The organism is Novosphingobium rhizovicinum (assembly GCF_040813635.1).
GTDB classification, from domain to species: Bacteria; Pseudomonadota; Alphaproteobacteria; order Sphingomonadales; family Sphingomonadaceae; genus Novosphingobium; species Novosphingobium rhizovicinum.
Genome location: NZ_JBFNXR010000031.1, coordinates 15,633 through 35,259 on the forward strand (window position 1 = coordinate 15,633; position 19,627 = coordinate 35,259).

Genomic DNA, 19,627 nt, shown 5'->3' on the forward strand with positions numbered 1-19,627 from the left:
CGACACGTCAGGAACGGGCAACTCTTCACGGCTTCTCCAGCCATTCGGTAACACCCGCCGCGATCGCCGCGAACGCTTGTGCCTGCGGCCCCTGACCCGCAGCTGGAGGAATGCCGGCGTCGCTGTCGCGCCGGATGGTGATGTCGAGCGGGATGCGGCCCAGAAACCGGCAGTCGCGCTCATCCGCGGCGGATTGAGCGCCCCCGATACCGAACGGATCGCTGGTTTCGCCGCAATGAGGGCAAACGTATCCGGCCATGTTTTCGACCAGCCCGATCACGGGAACACCGGCCTTGTCGAAAAGACCCATGGCCCGGGTGGCGTCCAACAGCGCCAGGTCCTGGGGCGTAGACACGATTACCGCTCCGTCCGGTTTGAAACGCTGGAGCATCGTGAGTTGAATGTCGCCGGTCCCCGGAGGAAGATCCACCACAAGCACGTCTACCCCGGTCCAGTCTCCTTCCAGCATCTGCACGAGAGCATTGCTGGCCATGGGGCCGCGCCATGCGATCGCCTGCCCTGGCTCGGCAAGATGCGCCATCGACAATACCGGGACGTCCCATTCACTTTCCACCGGGATCAACCGTTTGTCCCGCGCAACCGGCCGCTTGCCCTCGGTGCCGAGAAGGCGGGACTGCGATGGTCCGTAAATGTCTGCGTCGACAAGGCCGACCTTGTACCCCGCCTTGATCAAGGCAACCGCCAGATTGGTCGAGACGGTCGACTTGCCGACACCGCCCTTTCCGGAGCCTACCGCGATGATACGCGGCGGGGACGCCCCTTCAGCCGCCGGATTGCTCCCGTCGCGCTCAGCGGTCATGGCCACCCGCACCTCAGAAATGGCCGCTTCTCCGCCGAGTGCCTCGCGAGCAGCCGCCTCCAACGCCTCCCGCTGACCGGCAGCAAGCCCGGACGCATCCAGCACCGCAGTGGCCCGCCCGTCCTTCACACGCAGCGACTGCAGCCGCTCCCGCACCGGCCCGGGTAGTCGCGCCTTCAACATTTCGCCTTCGTCGCCTGACATGCCCTCTTCCGCTTGCCGATCGTTCGATCCATTCCCCTAGCAAGGAAAAAGCGAGAGAGAGACACTGTTTTTCGCGGCGCGCCGTTCCTATAACGAGGGCCATGAGAACGATCGGTGGTGCATTGGCACGCGGGGCGCTCGCGATGGCGGGACGTCGCAGTCCATGGGGTGGCGGCGAGGACAAGGGTTCTGGCTCGGGCGATGAAAGTGGTGAGGATGGCGGACAGCAGCCACCCTCCGATCCAGGCCGTGGTCCGCGCAATCCTTGGCTGCCGCCCGGTGACAACACGCGCCGTTCTGCGAACATAGAAGACATCTTCAAGGCGCGCGAACAGCGAAAGACGGGCGGCGGCGGTCCAGGCAGGCCGGGTGGCGGGATGCCACGCATGCCCTCACGGCCGGACGGCAAGAGCTGGCTGCCGCTGATGATTGGCGCTGCCGCGCTCCTGTGGCTCGGCGTGAGCAGCGTGCACATGGTCGGTCCCAAGGAAGAAGGCACCGTCACGACGTTCGGCAAGTACGCGCGCACCATCGGCCCAGGCATCTCGCTGACGCTGCCATGGCCCATCCAGGCCGTTCAGGTGAACGACGTCACATCCATCCAGCGCTACGCCATCCCTGAAGGGGAAGGCGAAAAGCTGATGCTGACGAGCGACCAGAACCTGGTCGACCTGTCGTATCTCGTCCGCTGGAACATCAAGAACCTGCGGGACTACCGCTTCCGGCTTGCGGATCCTGAAGAGACGGTGCGCGAAGTGGCCGAAGCAGCCATGCGCTCCACGCTGGCGGAGATCACGCTGGACGACGCTCTTTCAGGTGCGGGACGCGCACGGGCAGAGCAGGGTGTCCGCGAGAGAATGCAACGTATCCTCGACGCCTACCAGTCGGGCGTTGCAGTCCAGGGTGTGGAGATCAAGAAGGCGGACCCGCCGACCAAGGTCATCGGCGCCTTCCAGCAGGTGACGGCGGCACAGCAGGATGCGGAACGCGACCGTTCGAACGCACGTGCCTGGGCGCAGCAGTTGCTCGCCCGCGCTCAGGGTGACGCAGCCGCGTTCGACAAGGTTTACGCGGAATACAGGCTTGCGCCAGAAGTGACACGCCGGCGCATGTACTACGAAACGATGGAGCGGGTGCTGAGCAACAACGAGAAGGTGATCGTCGAATCGAACGGCGTGACACCATATCTGCCCCTTTCCGAAGTGCGGCGGCGTCCGGTCGCTCCGGCGCCCGCTGATGCGACTGCGGCGGCGCAAGCACCTTCGGCTGGAGTGACGCCGTGAACACGATCTGGCAGAAGTACAAAGGGCCGCTCATCGCAGCGGCCGTGATCCTGGTGGCTTTGCTTTCCAGTGTCGTCATCGTTCCGGAATCGCAGCAGGCAGTCGTTTTGCGCTTTGGCGAACCGGTCCGCGTGATCAATCGCTATCGGCCCAACGTGGACTACGGAAAGACCGGTGCCGGGCTGAGCCTGCGCATCCCATTCGCCGAACGCGTAGAGCGGATCGACAAGCGCCTGCTCTCCGTGGACATGCAGCCGCAGCAAGTGCTCTCTACCGATCAGCTTCGCCTGAACGTGGATGCCTACGCACGCTTCCGGATCATCGATCCGGTCAGGATGGTGCGCACCGCCGGTACGCCCGAGCGGGTGAAGGAACAGCTTGAGCCGATTCTGACCTCTGAGTTGCGTCAAGAGCTCGGCAAACGCACCTTCCAGTCGCTACTGACCGCGGAGCGAGGTCGTGCGATGGCAAACATTCGCGATGGCCTCGACAAGGAAGCGCGCGAATATGGCGTGCAGGTCGTCGACGTTCGGATCAAGAGAGCCGACTTGCCCGATGGGGCACTGGAGAGCGCCTTTACCCGGATGCAGGCTGCCCGCGAGCAAGAGGCAACAACCATCCGGGCACAAGGCCAGAAGCAGGCACAGATCATCAGGGCTGAGGCGGAAGCCGAAGCAGCCAAGACCTATGCCGCGGCCTTCGGCAAAGACGCGGATTTCTACGACTTCTATCGCGCCATGCAGAGCTATGATTATGCCTTCACCAACGGCGAACACGGAACCACGTTGGTGCTCTCGCCCGATAATTCGTACCTGAAGGAATTTCGCGGCCGCTGAAGCCACGGATCAAGGTAGCGGGCTCTCCAGGAGCGTGGGAACACGCTCCATTCAAACAGGGTTAAGCCGGACAAGCTTGTATCCCCTGTAAGCAAGAAGACCGGGGGCCCTGCCGCCGCATTGGAGGAAACAAAGGACGTGAAGCCTGTGCGCTATGCTTATGGATTGACCACCGCGCTCCTGCTCGGGGGCGCCACCGCTTCGCTCATCACGGGAAATCCGGCTGGTGCGCAGGTCGCGCAGAATGAAGCCAGTCAGATGAGCAGGGTCGTGCCCCGTGCGGGCGCCCCTGCCAGCTTCGCTGAGCTCACCGCGCAGCTTGCTCCCGCAGTCGTCAACATCTCAACGCGCCAGCGCGTGCAGGTTGCCCAACAGAACCCCTTTGCGGGAACCCCGTTCGAAGGGCTCTTCGGCGGTCGCGGCGGAGCGAGCCCCCAGACGCGCGAAGCCCAGTCTCTGGGGTCCGGGTTCATCATCTCCGCCGACGGGTATATCGTCACCAACAACCATGTGATCACCGCCGAGGGGCGGGGCCAAGTGGAATCGATAACGGTGACCATGCCGGATGGAGTCGATTACTCGGCGAAGCTCGTCGGCAAGGATCCGGAATCAGACTTGGCCGTGCTGAAGATCAGCGCTTCCAAGCCACTGCCTTTCGTGAACTTCGGTGACTCGCGGCAAGCCCGCGTAGGCGACTGGGTGATCGCCATCGGCAATCCGTTCGCTCTGGGTGGCACAGTGACTGCCGGCATCGTCTCAGCCGTCTATCGCAATACGGGCGCCGGCTCAGGCGCATATGACCGGTACATCCAGACTGATGCATCGATCAATCGCGGCAACTCGGGCGGCCCGCTGTTCGACATGAACGGCCAAGTCATCGGCATCAACAACGCCATCTTCTCCCCCACCGGCGGCAGCGTGGGAATTGGCTTCGCAATTCCGGCGGAAACTGCGGCCCCAATCGTCCAGAAGCTGATTAAGGGCGAAGAGATCGAGCGCGGCTATCTTGGCATCCAGATCCAGCCCGTCACCGAAGATCTCGCCGCCTCGCTCGGCATTCCCCGCAATCGTGGCGAGTTCATCCAGGCGGTCACACCCGGGGGCGCAGGCGCAGAGGCCGGCCTGAAGGCGGGCGACGTGGTCATCGCGATCGACGGCAAGGAGGTGACGCGGGAGCAGACCCTGTCCTTTATCGTCGCCAATGAGCAGCCGGGATCCCGCGTACCGGTCGATATCATCCGCAACGGCAAGCAGATGCGCCTGACTGCCAAGATCGGCAGGCGGCCCAGCCAGGAAGAGCTTGCGCAGCAGACCTTCGATCCGGAAGCGGAGCAGGGCAGCGACGAACTCGGTGCGCCCCAGCAGAGCCAGGATCAGACGGCAGCAGCGCAGGCTATCGGCTTCTCGTCGATTGCCCTGACGCCTCAGATCGCGAGACAGCTCGGCGCCTCGGAGGGAACGACGGGCGTGGTAATCACCGCGGTCGACCCGAGTTCGGATGCGGGCCAAAAAGGTCTGCGTCGCGGCGACATCGTACTCTCGGTAAACTATGACGCTGTGCGTGCACCGCAGGACGTGGAGAACGCAGTGCGGGCCGCCAAAAGTTCTGGCCGCGACGCCGTGCTGGTGCGCGTACAACGCCGTGGACAACCGGCAGCCTACGTGCCGATCCGCCTGCGTTAATAGGGGGCTGGCTCGCTGAGCCAGCCTGCGTCCCTAGGACAAGGTTCAAGAATGGTGTCCGGTCTGCTGTGACCGGGCGCCATTTTTTATTGCGGCTGCTGCACAGGTTGCGGGTTGCGGTACACATTAGGACCGGGCGGCAGTTGCTGCTGCACGCTGCTCCCAGATCCGGCACGTATTGTCCCCTGAGCCGAGGGCGCCGCACGTAAGCCAGGGTCTACCTGCGCACCGCGGCCCGTCGCCCGATCCAGAAAATCGTCGCCGGCAGCAGCAGGAGGCGTTGCGCGTCCGCGCTCATAGATCCGGTCGGCGCGCGGCTGTGTGATGCCATCTTCGTATCGGCTCAGATCGTCCTCGGTTTCCATGCGGCGCGGACCGCCCGGCTCGATCAAATTGCCCTCATCGTCAGTATAGTAATACTCGTCAGGGCTTCCGAACAGCATCTCGTCATCCGGCTCGAGCTGCCATTCGGGCAACTTGAGTTCTGTGTCGAACTGCTTGACCGGCCGCTTCTTCACAGCTTCACGCATATAATCTGCAAAGGCCGCTGCAGGTGCGCGACCGCCCTGAAGTCCAGACACGGCTTTGGCGTCGTCGCGGCCCATCCATACGCCCGTGGTGATGCCGCTGGAGAAGCCCAGGAACCAGCCATCCTTGTTGGAGCTCGTCGTGCCAGTCTTGCCCGCCACCGGACGCCCGATCTGCGCAGCACGTCCCGTACCGGTTGCAACGGCCGACTGCAGCAGGTCCGTAATTCCCGCGGCAACATACGGCGGGACGAGCACCTGCCCTGTCGTAGGCTCGTGCTGATACAGAAGCTCACCACCGGTGGTGGTGACCTTCATGATGCCGTACGGCTCGATCGAAGTGCCGCCCGCTGACACCGCTGCAAAGGCGCGGGTCATGTCGATCACGCGCACCTCAGAGGTGCCCAGGACCATTGATGGATTTGTATCGATGGGAGTGGTGATGCCAAAGCGCCGGGCCATCGAAGCCACGGTACCAAATCCGACTTCGTTCCCCAAGGCGGCAGCAATCGTGTTCTTCGAGTAAGCGAAGGCAGTACGGATATCGATCTCGCCTGCGAAATTGCGGCCCGAGTTGTTCGGACTCCAGCCATTGATCGTGACGGGTTCATCCACGACACGGTCGTCCGGAGTGTAGCCGGCTTCAAGCGCCGCTAGATAGACGAACAGCTTCCACGCCGATCCCGGCTGTCGCACAGCTTTTGTCGCGCGATTATAGTTGGTGTTCACGTAATCGGTGCCACCGACCATCGCTCTTACCGCGCCGTCGTCGTCGAGACTGACCAGAGCGCCTTGTGCACCCTTTGGCACATTTGCGATGATCGCCTGTGTTGCTGCACGCTGCATTCCGACGTCTAGCGTGGTCCAGACCTCGATCGGCTCGTCTGTGTTGGGGATCAGGATATCCAGCTGCGGAAGCGCCCAGTCGGTAAAGTACCTAACCGAGTTCTGGCCCTTCTCCTTCGCGATCTTGACCGCATCGAGGTCGATGCTCGCAGCTTCAGCTTCCGAGATGACCCCCGCATCGACCATGGTTCCAAGTACGACCTGGCCGCGGGACAGCGCCGCCTGTACATCTGCCGTGGGTGAGTAGTTCGAGGGCGCTTTCACGAGGCCGGCTATGATGGCGGCCTCAGCCGTCGATAGCTCTGTTGCGGCATGCCCGAAGAACTTGCGGCTCGCCGCATCGATCCCATAGGCGCCGCCGCCGAAGTAGACCTTGTTCAGATAAAGCTCGAGAATCTCGTCCTTGCTGAACTTGCTCTCGATCGCCAGCGCCAGGACACCCTCGCGGATCTTGCGACCAAAAGTGCGACTGTTGTTGAGGAAGATCGTGCGGGCAAGCTGCTGCGTGATGGTCGAACCACCCTGCCTCCAGCGCCCGCTCTCCACGCGCACCATCACCGAGCGAGCGACGCCGATCGGATCGATGCCGACGTGCTTGCGAAAACGCCTGTCCTCCACAGAGACGATGGCGTCCTTCATGACCTCCGGGATCTGCTCGTACGGTAGCCACTTCCCGTAACTGGGCCCCAGAGAAACCAGCTCCGAGCCGTCACGAGCGCGCACAACGATCATCTGACCGTTCTGGCTGCTTTGCAACGCGGGGAACGATGGCAGCTCCCGCGCCGTCATGAACACCGCGGTCCCTACGAAAATCGCGCCGAGCAGCGCGATGGCGCCACCCCAGATGAGTAGCGCACGCAGGGCACGCCTCCACCAAGGCTTGGGAGCGGGTCCGGCTGAGCGGCGACCCGAGCCTGCGGCGCGCCGGCCGTTTTCCTTCGGCATTCTCGCTTATGAACCCTTATGACGAGCAAACATCGCTGGACCGCATAGGCTTTGCAGCAGCGATCTGTAACCCGCAGTTAACGGGATGGTACGCGATCAGCCCTCTTCGTCGTCTTTCGGCTGAAAATCCATGGCGGCCGAATTGATGCAATAGCGCAGGCCCGTTGGCCCCGGACCATCCGGGAAGACATGCCCGAGGTGTCCTTCGCACGTGGCACAGCGAACTTCCGTTCGCACCATCCCGTGCGAAACGTCACGATGTTCGTGAACCGCCTCTTCCTCCACAGGAGCCGTATAGCTCGGCCAGCCTGAGCCGGAGTTGTACTTAGTCTCTGAAGAGAACAGCGGCGTGCCACACCCCGCGCAGGTGTAAAGCCCCTCCTGCTTGTTCTTCTCGTACTTGCCAGTGAAGGCCCGCTCCGTCCCTTGCTGACGAAGGACCGCGTACTGCTCTGGCGTGAGCCGCTCGCGCCATTCTGTTTCGCTCAGTTCCAGCTTCTTGGTGGTCATCGTGGGCTACTCCTTCGCCGCGATATGGACCTGAGCGCGCCAGATTTCCACCCAATGCGCGATGGTTCGGGCAAGGTACGCTTCTTTCGCGAACAATTCTCGAGAGGATGCGTTGCGTGGGCATTCACCATGGCTTGTTGTGATCCGCAGCAGGTCATACGCCCTAACAATTATTGCTTTATCGGAGTCGCGCCGTGAACCAGCCCTCGGGTCAGACGCGCCTGTTCCTCAAAGGTCGTTTGCGCCATGCCATGAGCGAACGCGAGGGCGCCCTGCTCGATTCCCTTACGGAAACCAGCGAGCGCGTTCCGGACGGTCATATCCTGCAACGCCGTGGCGTTCCGGCCGACCACAGCACCTTGATCCTCGATGGCTTCGTTGCTCGAATGATCGAACATCGGGGCAGCCGCAACGTCGTCGGCTTGCAAGTGCCCGGTGACTTCGCTGACCTGCATGCCTTCGCATTGAAGCGTCTGGATCACGACCTGGTCGCCATCGGCCCGGTTCTTCTGGCATATGTCTCGCACGCCAAGCTCGCGACCGTACTCAAGGAGGAACCGCACCTGACGCGCATCCTGTGGTTCTCAACCTTGCTGGACGCGGCGATTCACCGGGAGTGGATTCTCAAGCTTGAGCAGCTCCGGGCGGAAGAACGTCTGGCGCACCTCATGTGTGAACTATGGCATCGGCTCAACTTCGTCGGACTGGCCGATCCCCACGGCTTCAACATGCCCCTTTTGCAAACGCACCTCGCCAATGCGTGTGGAACGACGGCGGTGCATATCAATCGTGTGCTCAAGTCCGTGCGCCAGAAGGGGTTGCTGGATATCAACCGCGGACGCGTTTCGCTGCCTGACCGGCCTGCGCTGGAACGCTTTGCACAGTTTCAGCCGGATTACCTTTACGGCGAGGGATCGCTGTTCCTGAGCGAAGACCTTCGTCAGCCCTGACCTCTGCTAAAGATCGGGGAGCGACTGCTCCGCGAAGCCCCATCCGGCCAGGGCCTTGCTGCGCGACCGTGTCAAAAGCTTCGCTCCATCAGCGATCGTGAACACACTGGCCCGGTCGAACTGATCGAGTTCGTTCCAAGCGACCGGCGCAGCCACGGGAGCGCCGGCCCTCGCGCGCGCTGAGTAGGGGACCACAGCAGTGGCGCCGCGCTGGTTTCGCAGCCAGTCGATAAAGATCTTACCTTTGCGTTTGGCCTTGCTCATCGTGGCGAGGAACCGATCCGGCTCTGCCAATGCGAGTGCTTCCGCGAAACGGCGCGCAAAATCCTTGTGGGTCGCCCAGTCATGACCCGGGGTGAGCGGCGCAATGACGTGCACGCCTTTTCCGCCGGACAGCATGGCAAAAGTTGTAAGGCCCAGTTCGGCAAGCCGCGTTCGGATATCCTTCGCCGCCTGTTTTACGTCCGCAAAGTCCAGGCCCTCGTCAGGATCCAGATCGATGATGATGCGGTCCGGTTTTTCAACCGCGTCCGCACGAGCGCCCCAACCGTGAAATTCAATGGTGCCCATCTGCACGCACTGCAGCAAGCCTGCCGTGTCGTTAACGTAGAGGTAGTCCTCCGTACCACCGTCCTTCTCCTGGATCGGCACTTGGTGGACGTTCTCGCCAAAGCTGCCGCTGTCGTGCTTCTGGAAAAAGCACTTTCTTGCACGACCTTGCGGGCAGCGGACCAGGCTGATGGGCCTGTTCCCCGCGAACGGGAGCATGATAGGAGCGATCTGCTCATAATAGGCAGCAAGCTGTCCCTTGGTCTGTCCGCTTTCCGGGAAGATGACACGATCCGGATTGCTGATTTTGACCGCCGGCTCCGCTCTCGGCGCGGCAGCGGCCTTTTCCGGCTCCACCTCCTGAGCGGGTTTGTCCGTCCTTAGCCCCAGAAAGCTCGCATGGCGCACCCGCCCCTCTCCCGTAAACTCGGCAAAGGCGATTTCCGCGACCAGCCTGGGTTCAACCCAATGCGCGCCGCGCGCTTCTGTGCGCGGCACCTCCAGCGCCGGCTCCTTGCGCGCGAGGGTTTTCAGCTTTGCGCCCACATCGGCCAAGGTCGTGCCATTGAACCCGGTTCCCACCTTGCCTTTGTAAACAAGGTCATCGTCTTCGTACTGCGCGAGCAACAAGGAGGCGAATGGACGCACCTTGGTTGAAGACTTGGTCCAACCGACAACAACGAACTCCTGCCGGTTGACGCACTTCACCTTGACCCAGTTCTGCGAACGGCGGCCAAGATACGACGCATCAACCTTCTTGGCGATGATCCCTTCCTGTCCTGCCTCGCACATGGCCTGAAAAAGCTTCTCGCCCGCGCCGATCACGTGATCGGCCACACGGATCGGCGGCTCCGCGTCCGCCAGCAGCGCTTCCAACCGCTCCTTTCGCTCGATATTTGATAATCCGGTCAGATCCTCGCCATTCAGCTCAAGCAGGTCGAATGCAAAGAAATCGAGCACATCTCGTTTCGACTGTGACCCGTGGCCACGCTTCAGAACCGCTTGGAGGGAGGAGAAGTCCGGGTTTCCGTTCTTTCCATACGCGACAATTTCGCCGTCGATCAGGCATGGCGGCAAGTCGAGCGCGGCGATTGCACGGACCAGCGGCGCAAATTTGTCGGACCAGTCATGGCCGTTGCGCGTGTTCACCACGACCTGATCGCCTGCTGCCGATATGAGCGCGCGATAACCGTCGAACTTGATCTCATGCATCCAGTGATTGCCGGATGGAACGGCATCCACCAGCGTAGCGAGTTGCGGGTTCCGGAACTTCGGCGGCTTAGCCGAAGAGCTACGGCGTTTTCGCTTTGCCTTGCCGGCAATGTGCTCCGCCGCTGCCTCCATCTGCGCGTCGAAGCTCTTGCCCTTCTTGCCTGCCAGCGAGAACTCGCCATGCTTGTCTGCCGCAATTTCCGCCATCGAGCGGCCTGTAAGCACGCTTGTCAGACCATGCTCGACCAGCCGGTCTCCCTTCTGGGCATGAGCATCCTGGACTTTGCGCAGCAGCCAGTTTTCCCGCTTTTCGCCAGGCCGCGGCTTCATTCGCACGAGCAGCCAGTCGCCTTTCATGCGCTCTCCGTGGAGAGTGAAGTGCAAATGACCGGCCTCGATGTCTTTCGCGCTCTTCCCCGGAACAGGTGCCCAGGTCCCCTGGTCCCAGAGCATGACAGAGCCGCCGCCATACTCGCCTTTCGGGATTACCCCCTCGAACTCAGCATAGGCCAGCGGATGGTCCTCGGTGCGAACGGCCAGCCGCTTGTCATCCGGGTCGAGGCTCGGCCCCTTGGTTACGGCCCAGGACTTGAGCACGCCATCCACTTCCAGCCGAAAGTCCCAGTGTAACCGGGTTGCCGCATGCTTCTGCACGATGAACAGGTTCCCTTTCGGGCTCTGCTCAGGTTTCCCGGCGGGCTCAGCCGTTTTCTTGAAGTCGCGTTTGCGGTTGTACTCGGCGAGGGGATCGGCCTTGCTCATGGCTCACGTTCCTCCGGAGTTGTCGGCTCTCCAATCCTGCGCTCGAGCGTCCAACGCCTCTCGACGAAATAGAGCAGCGTGAGCAACGCGACCGAGATGACAGAACCTGTCAGAACAAGGGGCCACTGTCCGGCCCCGCAGGCAATGCCGATTACCGCGGTGAACCACACGTGCGCCGCCGTCGTCAGGTTGTGGACACGCCCGCGCGAGAAGACGATGAGGCCGGCCCCTATGAACCCGACGAAGGCGCCCGTCCCTTCGAACACGCGCAGCGGGTCCATCCGATCGCCATCGAGCTGATGATAAAGGGAGAGGATCGACACGGTCATCGCAGCGGCGGCAACACAAACGATTCCATGTGTCCTTAAACCCGCAGCGTGGCCACGTACCTCACGGTCAAGGCCAAGCAGCATCCCCACAACCGCCGCGAACCCGAGACGGCTGAGGAGATCGGCATCGATGGCATCCACCGGTACGGGTGCGTTAAGGCGCATGCAGTCAGGCGCTCTTGCGCGCACGACCAGAGGATGAGGCTGCCTTGGTCTTGCTCGCGGTTGCCTTGGCAGGAGCCTTCTTCGCGGTGGTCTTCTTGGTTGGGGCCTTCTTCGCAGGTTTGGCGGGTGCGGTATCGCTGTTGCCGACCGACTTTTTCAGCGCAGCCATCAAGTCGATGACGTTCGAGCCACGATCCGTGCTCGGCTCCTCCACGTCTTCCAGAACCTTCTTGCCCTTGGCCTTCGCTTTTTTCTCCACCAGAGCCTTTAGCGCTTCCACATAGCGGTCGCGGAACTCTTCAGGTTCGAAGGGAGCGCTCTTCTTGTCGATCAGTGTGGTCGCCAGATCGAGCAGATCCTCGCTCGGCTTCTCGTCGGGAATCTCGCTGAAGTAGCTCTGCGCCTGACGCACTTCGTCGGCGTAGCGCAGAGTCTCGAGGACAATGCCCTTGCCGCAGGGTCGCAAGCTGACAAGCTGCTCGCGTCCGCGTACCGACAATTGACCGAGCGCGATTTTCCTGCTTTTGCGCAAAGCCTCCCGCAGGACGATGAACGCTTCATCCGCCAAATCATCGGCCGGCACGACATAGTAGGGCTTTTCGAAGTAGAACACGTCGATCTCATGCTGATCGACAAACTGGACGAGTTCCAGCGTCTTGCGGCTCTCGATCTTCACCGCTTCGATTTCTTCGTCGTCGAGCAGGACGAAGTTGCCTTTCGACAGTTCGTAACCCTTCACGATCTCTTCGCGATCGACCGGGCCTATGCCCTGCACCACCTTCTCGTATTTGATCGGTTTGCCCGAGGGTTCATGGATTTGCCGGAAGCTGATGGATGCGCCCGACTTCGTCGCCGCGTAGATCTCCACCGGGATAGACACCAGGGCAAGCCGAATCTGCCCCTGCCAGTATGCCCGCGCCGCCATGTCGTTCGCTCCTTTTCGCGAGTCCATAGCTCGCGAAAAGCGGTGCGGTTCCCGGTCCTACCGCGCTCCGGCGAGCGCCTTCTGACGGCGGCGCTGCACAGAGCTGCCCATCCCGATCGCCTCCCGGTACTTGGCGACGGTGCGCCGGGCGAGATCGTAACCTTGCGCTTTCAGCAAATCGACCAGCGCATCGTCCGAAAGGATCGCCTTCGGATCCTCGGCATCGATCAGCCGCCGTATCGCTGCCTTGACTGCCTCGGCCGAAGCGCCCTCTCCACCCGCGGTCGAAACCCCAGAGGTAAAGAAGTACTTCAGTTCGAATGTCCCGCGCGCGCACTGCAGGTACTTGCTGGAAGTGACGCGGCTCACCGTCGACTCATGCATGCCGATCGCCTCAGCCACCGTGCGCAGGGTCAAGGGCTTCAGGTGCGAGACGCCGTTGCGGAAGAAGCCTTGCTGCTGCCGCACAAGTTCGGTTGCAACTTTCAGGATCGTCTTCTGCCGCTGATCGAGCGCCTTGATCAGCCAGTTGGCATCCGAGAGCTTTTCTGCGAGCCAGCCGCGCGCGGCCTTGTCGACGCAGCTGCCCTTCAGCTCGACGTAGTAAGGCCGGTTGACGATCAGCCGAGGGACCGTCGTCTCGTTGATCGTAATCGTCCAGTTGCCGTCAGCCCCCGGTTCGACCAGCACATCGGGGACCACCGTGCCGCCGCTGTCTCCGCCGAAGCGCAGGCCGGGTTTCGGATCATAGCTGCGAAGTTCTGCCAGCATGTCCGCCAAGTCTTCGTCGTCCACTGCGCACAGGCGCCGCAGGCGCGCAAACTCCCCTCTGGCGACAAGATCAAGGTTGTCGATCAGACGCGCCATGCACGGATCGTAGCGGTCGGCCTCCCGGGCCTGCAGTGCGATGCATTCCGACAGCGTCCGCGCGCCTACGCCGGTCGGTTCGAGCGACTGCACCAGCGTCAGAGCCGCTTCGCACTCTGCCAAAGGCACACGAAGGTCATCACAAATTTCACGCAGCGCAACAGGCAGATAGCCGGCCTCGTCCAGGAGGCCGATCAGATAGCGGGCAAGCGCTGCGCTACGCTCATCCGGTGCCACCAGGCCGATTTGCGCTTCGAGGTGTTCTGCGAGCGTCTCAGACTGCCTCGCTCGCTCATCAATGCTGGGGCCTTCCTCGCCACCGCCAACTCGCAGGTCGCCGCTCCAGAAACTGTCCGCATCGTGGGATGAGGTGCTTTCGCCGGTCTCGCGATCGGAAGCGGCTGCGCCATGGTCGATGTCGAGCGGCCGGTCGTCTGCAGCGCGCCCCTCTCCGATCAGACGATCGACGGGAGAGCTCTCCAGCGTGGTACGCCGCAGGTCCGCTTCGGGCGGAGCCGCCACCGGTTCGCCAGCCTCGCCCCCCACGTCCAGCAGGGGGTTGGCTGCCAATGCGTCACCGATGAAGCCTTCAACCTCGAGATTGGAGAGTGCCAGCAGCTTGATCGCCTGCTGCAGCTGCGGCGTCATCACGAGCGACTGGGTCTGCCTGATATCCAGGCGCGGTCCCAACGCCACTGGTCAGTGCTCCGAGCGCGCCCATCCCCAGTGGGCGCTCAAAGCGTGAAGCCTTCGCCAAGATAGAGGCGCCGGACGTTTTCATCCGCAACCAATGCCGCCGGGCTGCCGGCAAAGAGTACTTGGCCGCCGTAGATGATGCAAGCGCGGTCGACGATATCGAGCGTTTCACGCACATTGTGATCAGTGATGAGGACGCCGATGCCGCGCGTCTTCAGATCCTTCACCAGATCCCGGATGTCCGAGATCGAAAGCGGATCGATGCCGGCGAAAGGCTCGTCGAGCAACATGATCGATGGGTTGGCCGCGAGCGCGCGCGCAATCTCGCAGCGACGCCGTTCGCCTCCCGACAAGGCCATGGCTGGGCTGGACCGCAAACGCGTCAACCCGAACTCATCGAGCAGCCGCTCCAGTTCGGCCTCGCGCACCGCCTTGTCAGGCTCCATCAGTTCGAGCACGGCCCCGATGTTCTGCTCTACTGTAAGCCCGCGAAAGATCGAGGTTTCCTGCGGAAGATAGCCCAGGCCAAGGATGGCCCGCCGATACATCGGCAAGCGGGTCACATCCACGCCGTCCATCATGATGCGGCCCGAGTCGGGGCGGACCAGTCCCATGATGGAGTAGAAGCACGTCGTCTTGCCCGCGCCGTTGGGCCCTAACAAACCGAGCACCTCACCTTTCGCAACAGAAAGCGAAATGTCCGTCAGGACAGCGCGCTTGTCATAGCTCTTTGCGATCGAGATCACCTCAAGACCGCCATTCGCCGCAAGCGACGCGGAATCGATGGCGTCCGTGACGGCAGCCTGCGTGTTCTCAACGGTCTCGGTCATGTCGAAGCGGTTTAGGGAACGGCCCCGGCCCAAGCAAGGCGGCATTTGCCCAACCGCGTGAGCGGCACAGCTGCCCAGCCGCGTGAGCGGCACAACGCGTTGCTCCACTCTTCCGTCCTGCGCTTGCAGTTGCGATTTACGAAAGTCGCCTTGAACATTCTGCAATTTGCTGGTTTACTCTCATTACAGTTGCATGACCGCGCGATTGAGAGGACGGCGGATGGACAAATTCACACGAGCCGACGCCTACATGCCCCGCGAGGCTGAGCGGACCAGCGTGGATTGGCGCCGTCGCATGAGCGACCACATTGCCTATGCGCTCCTTGTATACACCGCCCTCCAGATTTTCGTGACGATCGGCGCTCTTAAAGCCGAGAACGGGTCGTTGCTTCCCTACCTGGCTCTTGTCCTGCTGGTGGTTGCGATCATTCCTGCCTGCCGCCGATTTGAGCACCGGTGGAACCGGCTAAACGACGATGAAGCGCACGATCCTGCCTTGGCGCCAGCCTACAGGCGCGATCGCACCGCCCTTTGGCTTCTCGCGATCGGCCTTCCGTTTGCACTTACCGCTCTGTTCAAGGCCCTCGCACATTTCTTTGCCTGACGGCCGCTTCAGGCCAGATCGCCATTTCTCCTCAGAGTCGAAGCCCTCGACGCCGATGATTGCCCTGGCGCTCGCGCACGCCTAGTTCGTGGCTGCGCTGCATCGCCAATGCGTGCAGCACCGTATGAGGAGTCCAGCCAGCCATGCTTAGCCCCCAGGCCGCCACAGACCGCGCCGCAGATCTTGTCTCACGTGCGCGCCAGGCAGGGGCAGATGCCGCTGACGCAGTCTACGTCGCGAACGCATCAGAGGGCATCCAGATACGTCTGGGCCGGCTTGAGGACGTGGAACGATCAGAGGGAGAGCAGATTGGCCTGCGCGTCTTCGTGGGCAATCGCTCTGCCAGCATCGGCTCGTCAGATCTGACACCTGCGGCGCTGGACGAACTCGCCGCACGAGCGGTCGCGATGGCGCGTGCAGCGCCCGAGGACCGCTTCGCTGGGCTCGCGCCTGAAGAGTTGCTGTCTCACGGCCCCTTCGCCGACTTTGACACGTTCGACCCTTTAGATCCGGGCGCAGAAGCGCTGCGGGCCGCTGCCGAGGAAGCCGAAGAGGCTGCGCGGGCTGTTTCAGGAGTCACCAACTCCGATGGTGCGAGCGCCAGTGCGGGCTCCAGCGTCTTCGCCTTGGTGACGAGCCACGGATTTGCAGGCGGATATCGTGGCTCCAGCCACGCGATCAGCGCCAGCGTGGTAGCTGGTGAGGGTGCGAGCAAACAGCGCGACTCTGCTTGGCGGCACACACGCCACCGCGCCGACCTGCCCTCCCCGGCGGAGATCGGCAGGCTCGCTGGCGAACGGGCCGTGACACGCCTGAAGCCCGCCCGTGTGCGCAGTGGCCCGATGCCAGTCGTCTTTGATCCGCGGGTATCCAGCAGCATCGTGGGTCATCTGATTTCGGCGATGTCCGGCAATGCCATTGCGCGGCGCAGCAGCTTCCTGCTCGACAAGCTGGGCGCGCAACTGTTCGCCCCCTCCATCCTTATCATCGACAATCCTCACAAACCGCGTGGCGTACGCTCGCGCCCGTTTGATGGCGAAGGCCTTCCGACCAGCCGCAGCAACCTCATCGAGGACGGACGGGTGACTGGCTGGCTGATGGACAGTGCCGCAGCGCGACAGCTCGGCGCGCTACCCACGGGTCATGCCGCGCGGGGGAGCGGCGGCGCGCCTGGAGTCTCCGTGAGCAACGTGCACATGGCCGCGGGCACGATCAGCCGCGATGCTCTTGTTTCCGATATTCGTGAAGGCATTCTGGTGACTGAGCTGATCGGTCAGGGCGTCAACGGAGTCACCGGCGACTACAGCAGGGGCGCAAGCGGCTTTCGGATCGTCGACGGAGTAATCGCGGAACCCGTCGCCGAGTTCACCGTAGCGGGCAATCTTCTCGCGATGTTCGCGCAGATGACACCTGCCGACGACCTTGAATGGCATCGGCCGATCAATGTTCCGACGCTGCGCATCGACGGCATGACGGTAGCTGGCGACTGAGGCACCAGCCGTCGGTCTGCTGCAGGCGCTCAGTGCATACGCGCGTGCGGGCCCGGCGCTGACCGCCAGGCGGCGACTGGCGAACCTTCGATGTCCGCCAGAAGCGCGGAGGCGTGCGCCGCGAGGATCGCGAGGGCAAGCGTCGCGCCTTCAGCGGTCTTCTCTTCGCCATCGGCGCATACAGCGGAGGCTAGGCAGGTGCCGGTACCACCCTGCGACAGCAGGAAGGGCCTGCCCCTGCCCATGACGAGCAAAGCCGCACTCTCGGTGGCTCCGCACGCAAGCATCGCGTCCACGACCGAACGATCCTCAGCAGACATGCCCATGAGCACGGCGGCTTCCTGAAGGCGAGCAGCTTCTTCGCCGCACGTGCTGGCCAGACAGGCGCGAAGGAACCCCCGTAACTGCGCCTGTCGCGCGGGTCCGTTCATCGCTTCGGTAAACATGGTGTTCCTTTCTTGCGTAGCTCGTCCCCGGCAGTTCGACAGGGCCAGACTCTGGCGATCGGATCTCTACCGGTATGAGCATCATTGTGACCCCGTGCATTTCCACGGGATGAAGGCTAGCTGGTTGTTCACGCGCCGCTGGCGAGCATTGATGGCGATGGGGGCGTGGCATCAGACCCGCCGACCTTGCGCGCCTGAGCACGGGCATGCCGAAGGGCGAGCCAGGCCAGGTAAGGAGCACATAGGAAGCGGATCGCGAGCGAGGCGATGGTCAGCGCAGAGAGCAGTGCGAAATTGGCGCCGATGGTGTCTGCCGCGGCGACCGTGACCCCGGCGAAGGCCAGCAAGGCTATGCCGATTAGCGTCTCTGGAAGAGCATCCGCGAAGATGGAGCCGGCCGCAGAGTCCACGGCAAACTTCGGCGTCCGGCGCCAGGCAAGCGGCTTGCTGGACAGCCCCGCCAATCCCGCCTGAAGCACAGTGTACGTCAGGGCATTACGTGCAATCTCTCCGCGCACCATATCCGGAATTCGCGTGGTCCCGGTGAGCTTGTAACGGTGCCAAATACCCACGAGCCACGCGCCAGTGCCCAGGACGAACATCACCCAGGCGGCGTCTGGCACCTTCACGGGAGCGACAACACCGCTGATCAACGCTGCGGCAAGTGCGCCAAAACCAAGCAGGCCGCCAATCATGGCGAACAGCACGCGCAGTGGTGCAATGCAGCGCAGCACCTCCAGCATTTTCGTCCACCCCGGTAGCGGCTTGGCCCAGGGCGAAGGAAGGAACAGGCGCCAATGACGGCGCAACTGCTGAACCGGACCCGCCGTCCAGCGGAAGCGCTGCTTCTTGTAATCCGAAAACGTCTCCGGGATGAGTCCGCGCCCGAACGTTTCGCCAATGTAATAGCCGGAGTAGCCGACTGCGCGCAGGCGAACGGAAATCTCCGAATCCTCGGTCAGGCACCACTCGGCCCAGCCTCCTGCCTCCCTGATCGCCGCAGTACGCAGGATGCACATGGTGCCTATGGTGAAGGCGCCGCCGTACTCACTCACGCCGATCATATCGACTTTGTTGTTCGGCATGTACTCCCAGTAACAGGAGGTGAGGTAAGGGCTCTCCTCATAGTCCCTGTAATCATGCGGCGTCTGAACGTAGCCGACGCGCTGATCGCGAAAGAAGGGCAGCAATCGCGCCAGAAAGTCAGGCTGAGCCAGGTAATCGGCGTCGATGACGGCCACGAACTCTGCTGCGGGGTCCATGACCTCGAGGCAGAAATTCAACGCGCCGGCCTTTGCCCCTGGCAGCGGCGAAACGTGGAAGAAGCGGAACACTTCTTTCCCAGCCGCCGTATTAAGCCGAGCACAATGCGCTTCCAACGGGCGCCAGAGTGCCTCGTCCTTGGTGTTGTTGTCACACACCAGCACTTCGAAATTGTCGTGCTCCAAGGCAGCGAGCCGATCCATCGTGGCGATCACCACCTCAGGCGGTTCGGCATAGCAAGGCAGCTGGATCGACACTCTCTGGCTGCGCGTGCCTGGACCACCGCGCGGAGCATCCACCGGGGTGCGCCAGGCACCATGGGTCAGCACGGCATCGCGCGCGAAGCGCTCGGCAAAGGCCAATGCGAAGACGCCGCCACCGAAAACCATGCCAGCGCCGGCCAGCATCAGCGTGTTCGCGGGCAGCCCGGCCTCACGCAGGAACAACGCCGTCCAAACAAAGCCGAACCAGAACGTCAGAACTTCAGTAGTCAGCAGGATGACGCCGGGCATGTTCAGTTTGGGCGCCACGCGTGCCAACGCGATTGCAATGACCAGGAAGGACACGACGACAGCCGCAAGCCCTCCAACCGATCCGCCCATCAGCAATGTAATCACGCCGGAGCCGAGCAAGCCCAGCGCAACACTCCCAAGCAAGACCTGCCCCTCGTGTCCTCTCAGCCGGCTGTAACGGTTCGGGCCGGCAACAGAGCGAGCCACCATCCATGAGGCGAGCAGCCCCATGACGGCGAGGAAGTACATGGAAGGATCGAGCGCGGCTCGAGTCAGCGTCAACACGTTTCAATAGCTCCAAGGGACCGTCGGACGCCTCCTCAACAGAGTTGAAGCAGCGACCAAGGCGCAGGAACTTGTGTCGCAAGCGTGT

General features: G+C 62.6%; 16 protein-coding genes. 6 read left to right on the forward strand and 10 right to left on the reverse strand.

What is annotated here, in order from left to right; all coding sequences use genetic code 11:
- Positions 1 to 25 precede the first annotated feature (25 nt).
- On the reverse strand, positions 26 to 1,024 hold the full coding sequence (locus ABUH87_RS08845; protein WP_367772618.1) for an Mrp/NBP35 family ATP-binding protein: 999 nt from the start codon (positions 1,022 to 1,024) through the stop codon (positions 26 to 28).
- A gap of 101 nt (positions 1,025 to 1,125) precedes the next feature.
- On the opposite strand from ABUH87_RS08845, the gene hflK reads away from it, so the two are divergent.
- The 3 genes from hflK to ABUH87_RS08860 all read left to right on the forward strand — a co-directional run bounded on the left by hflK (position 1,126) and on the right by ABUH87_RS08860 (position 4,826).
- On the forward strand, positions 1,126 to 2,307 hold the full coding sequence (hflK, locus tag ABUH87_RS08850; RefSeq protein WP_367772620.1) for a protease modulator HflK: 1,182 nt from the start codon (positions 1,126 to 1,128) through the stop codon (positions 2,305 to 2,307).
- Positions 2,304 to 3,143: a protease modulator HflC gene (gene hflC / locus ABUH87_RS08855; RefSeq protein ID WP_367772622.1), complete on the forward strand. Its 840-nt coding sequence runs from the start codon at positions 2,304 to 2,306 to the stop codon at positions 3,141 to 3,143. The genes hflK and hflC overlap by 4 nt, the downstream gene beginning before the upstream one ends.
- A 147-nt stretch (positions 3,144 to 3,290) precedes the next feature.
- Positions 3,291 to 4,826: a Do family serine endopeptidase gene (locus ABUH87_RS08860; RefSeq protein WP_367772954.1), complete on the forward strand. Its 1,536-nt coding sequence runs from the start codon at positions 3,291 to 3,293 to the stop codon at positions 4,824 to 4,826.
- A gap of 86 nt (positions 4,827 to 4,912) precedes the next feature.
- Here the strand turns inward: ABUH87_RS08860 and ABUH87_RS08865 are convergent, their stop codons facing one another.
- Both ABUH87_RS08865 and msrB read right to left on the reverse strand, forming a co-directional pair.
- Positions 4,913 to 7,144 carry a transglycosylase domain-containing protein gene (locus ABUH87_RS08865; RefSeq protein WP_367772624.1) on the reverse strand — a complete coding sequence of 744 codons (2,232 nt, stop codon included), beginning with the start codon at positions 7,142 to 7,144 and terminating at the stop codon, positions 4,913 to 4,915.
- Between the two features lie 96 nt (positions 7,145 to 7,240).
- Positions 7,241 to 7,654 (reverse strand): peptide-methionine (R)-S-oxide reductase MsrB, encoded by a 414-nt coding sequence (msrB, locus tag ABUH87_RS08870; RefSeq protein ID WP_367772626.1) that lies wholly within the window; start codon positions 7,652 to 7,654, stop codon positions 7,241 to 7,243.
- Between the two features lie 194 nt (positions 7,655 to 7,848).
- Here msrB and ABUH87_RS08875 point away from each other — a divergent pair, with 194 nt between their 5' ends.
- Positions 7,849 to 8,604 (forward strand): Crp/Fnr family transcriptional regulator, encoded by a 756-nt coding sequence (locus tag ABUH87_RS08875; RefSeq protein WP_367772628.1) that lies wholly within the window; start codon positions 7,849 to 7,851, stop codon positions 8,602 to 8,604.
- 6 nt (positions 8,605 to 8,610) lie between these two features.
- On the opposite strand, the gene ligD is transcribed toward ABUH87_RS08875, so the two are convergent.
- Genes ligD through lptB form a run of 5 tightly spaced genes read right to left on the reverse strand, consistent with a single transcriptional unit; the run spans position 8,611 to position 14,939 of the window.
- Complete coding sequence (ligD, locus tag ABUH87_RS08880) at positions 8,611 to 11,127, reverse strand: DNA ligase D (protein WP_367772630.1); 2,517 nt, start codon at positions 11,125 to 11,127, stop codon at positions 8,611 to 8,613.
- The gene (locus ABUH87_RS08885; RefSeq protein ID WP_367772632.1) at positions 11,124 to 11,621 is read right to left on the reverse strand and encodes an MgtC/SapB family protein; all 498 of its coding nucleotides are present in this window, start codon (positions 11,619 to 11,621) and stop codon (positions 11,124 to 11,126) included. Before ABUH87_RS08885 ends, ligD begins: the two co-directional genes overlap by 4 nt.
- Positions 11,622 to 11,625: 4 nt before the next feature.
- Positions 11,626 to 12,546, reverse strand: a complete 921-nt coding sequence (gene ku, locus ABUH87_RS08890; protein ID WP_367772634.1) for a non-homologous end joining protein Ku — start codon at positions 12,544 to 12,546, stop codon at positions 11,626 to 11,628.
- Positions 12,547 to 12,603: 57 nt separating this feature from the next.
- On the reverse strand, positions 12,604 to 14,109 hold the full coding sequence (gene rpoN, locus ABUH87_RS08895) for an RNA polymerase factor sigma-54 (RefSeq protein ID WP_367772636.1): 1,506 nt from the start codon (positions 14,107 to 14,109) through the stop codon (positions 12,604 to 12,606).
- Positions 14,110 to 14,147: 38 nt separating this feature from the next.
- Positions 14,148 to 14,939 carry an LPS export ABC transporter ATP-binding protein gene (lptB, locus tag ABUH87_RS08900; protein WP_367772638.1) on the reverse strand — a complete coding sequence of 264 codons (792 nt, stop codon included), beginning with the start codon at positions 14,937 to 14,939 and terminating at the stop codon, positions 14,148 to 14,150.
- A gap of 220 nt (positions 14,940 to 15,159) precedes the next feature.
- On the opposite strand from lptB, the gene ABUH87_RS08905 reads away from it, so the two are divergent.
- Together ABUH87_RS08905 and ABUH87_RS08910 are read left to right on the forward strand one after the other, a co-directional pair.
- On the forward strand, positions 15,160 to 15,543 hold the full coding sequence (locus ABUH87_RS08905; protein ID WP_367772641.1) for a hypothetical protein: 384 nt from the start codon (positions 15,160 to 15,162) through the stop codon (positions 15,541 to 15,543).
- A gap of 143 nt (positions 15,544 to 15,686) precedes the next feature.
- A complete protein-coding gene (locus ABUH87_RS08910) occupies positions 15,687 to 17,033 on the forward strand; it encodes a TldD/PmbA family protein (protein WP_367772643.1) in 1,347 nt (448 codons plus the stop codon).
- Between the two features lie 29 nt (positions 17,034 to 17,062).
- On the opposite strand, the gene ABUH87_RS08915 is transcribed toward ABUH87_RS08910, so the two are convergent.
- A complete protein-coding gene (locus tag ABUH87_RS08915; protein ID WP_367772645.1) occupies positions 17,063 to 17,479 on the reverse strand; it encodes a hypothetical protein in 417 nt (138 codons plus the stop codon).
- A 128-nt stretch (positions 17,480 to 17,607) separates the two neighbouring features.
- Positions 17,608 to 19,539: a glycosyltransferase family 2 protein gene (locus ABUH87_RS08920; RefSeq protein WP_367772647.1), complete on the reverse strand. Its 1,932-nt coding sequence runs from the start codon at positions 19,537 to 19,539 to the stop codon at positions 17,608 to 17,610.
- Positions 19,540 to 19,627 lie beyond the last annotated feature (88 nt).

Excerpts from the sequence above, each read along its gene's own strand:
- ABUH87_RS08845 (WP_367772618.1), bottom strand. The coding sequence starts at position 1,024 with ATGTCAGGCGACGAAGGCGAAATGTTGAAGGCGCGACTACCCGGGCCG.
- hflK (WP_367772620.1), top strand. The coding sequence starts at position 1,126 with ATGAGAACGATCGGTGGTGCATTGGCACGCGGGGCGCTCGCGATGGCG.
- ABUH87_RS08865 (WP_367772624.1), bottom strand. The coding sequence starts at position 7,144 with ATGCCGAAGGAAAACGGCCGGCGCGCCGCAGGCTCGGGTCGCCGCTCA.
- msrB (WP_367772626.1), bottom strand. The coding sequence starts at position 7,654 with ATGACCACCAAGAAGCTGGAACTGAGCGAAACAGAATGGCGCGAGCGG.
- ligD (WP_367772630.1), bottom strand. The coding sequence starts at position 11,127 with ATGAGCAAGGCCGATCCCCTCGCCGAGTACAACCGCAAACGCGACTTC.
- ABUH87_RS08885 (WP_367772632.1), bottom strand. The coding sequence starts at position 11,621 with ATGCGCCTTAACGCACCCGTACCGGTGGATGCCATCGATGCCGATCTC.
- ku (WP_367772634.1), bottom strand. The coding sequence starts at position 12,546 with ATGGCGGCGCGGGCATACTGGCAGGGGCAGATTCGGCTTGCCCTGGTG.
- lptB (WP_367772638.1), bottom strand. The coding sequence starts at position 14,939 with ATGACCGAGACCGTTGAGAACACGCAGGCTGCCGTCACGGACGCCATC.
- ABUH87_RS08905 (WP_367772641.1), top strand. The coding sequence starts at position 15,160 with ATGGACAAATTCACACGAGCCGACGCCTACATGCCCCGCGAGGCTGAG.
- ABUH87_RS08910 (WP_367772643.1), top strand. The coding sequence starts at position 15,687 with ATGCTTAGCCCCCAGGCCGCCACAGACCGCGCCGCAGATCTTGTCTCA.
- ABUH87_RS08915 (WP_367772645.1), bottom strand. The coding sequence starts at position 17,479 with ATGTTTACCGAAGCGATGAACGGACCCGCGCGACAGGCGCAGTTACGG.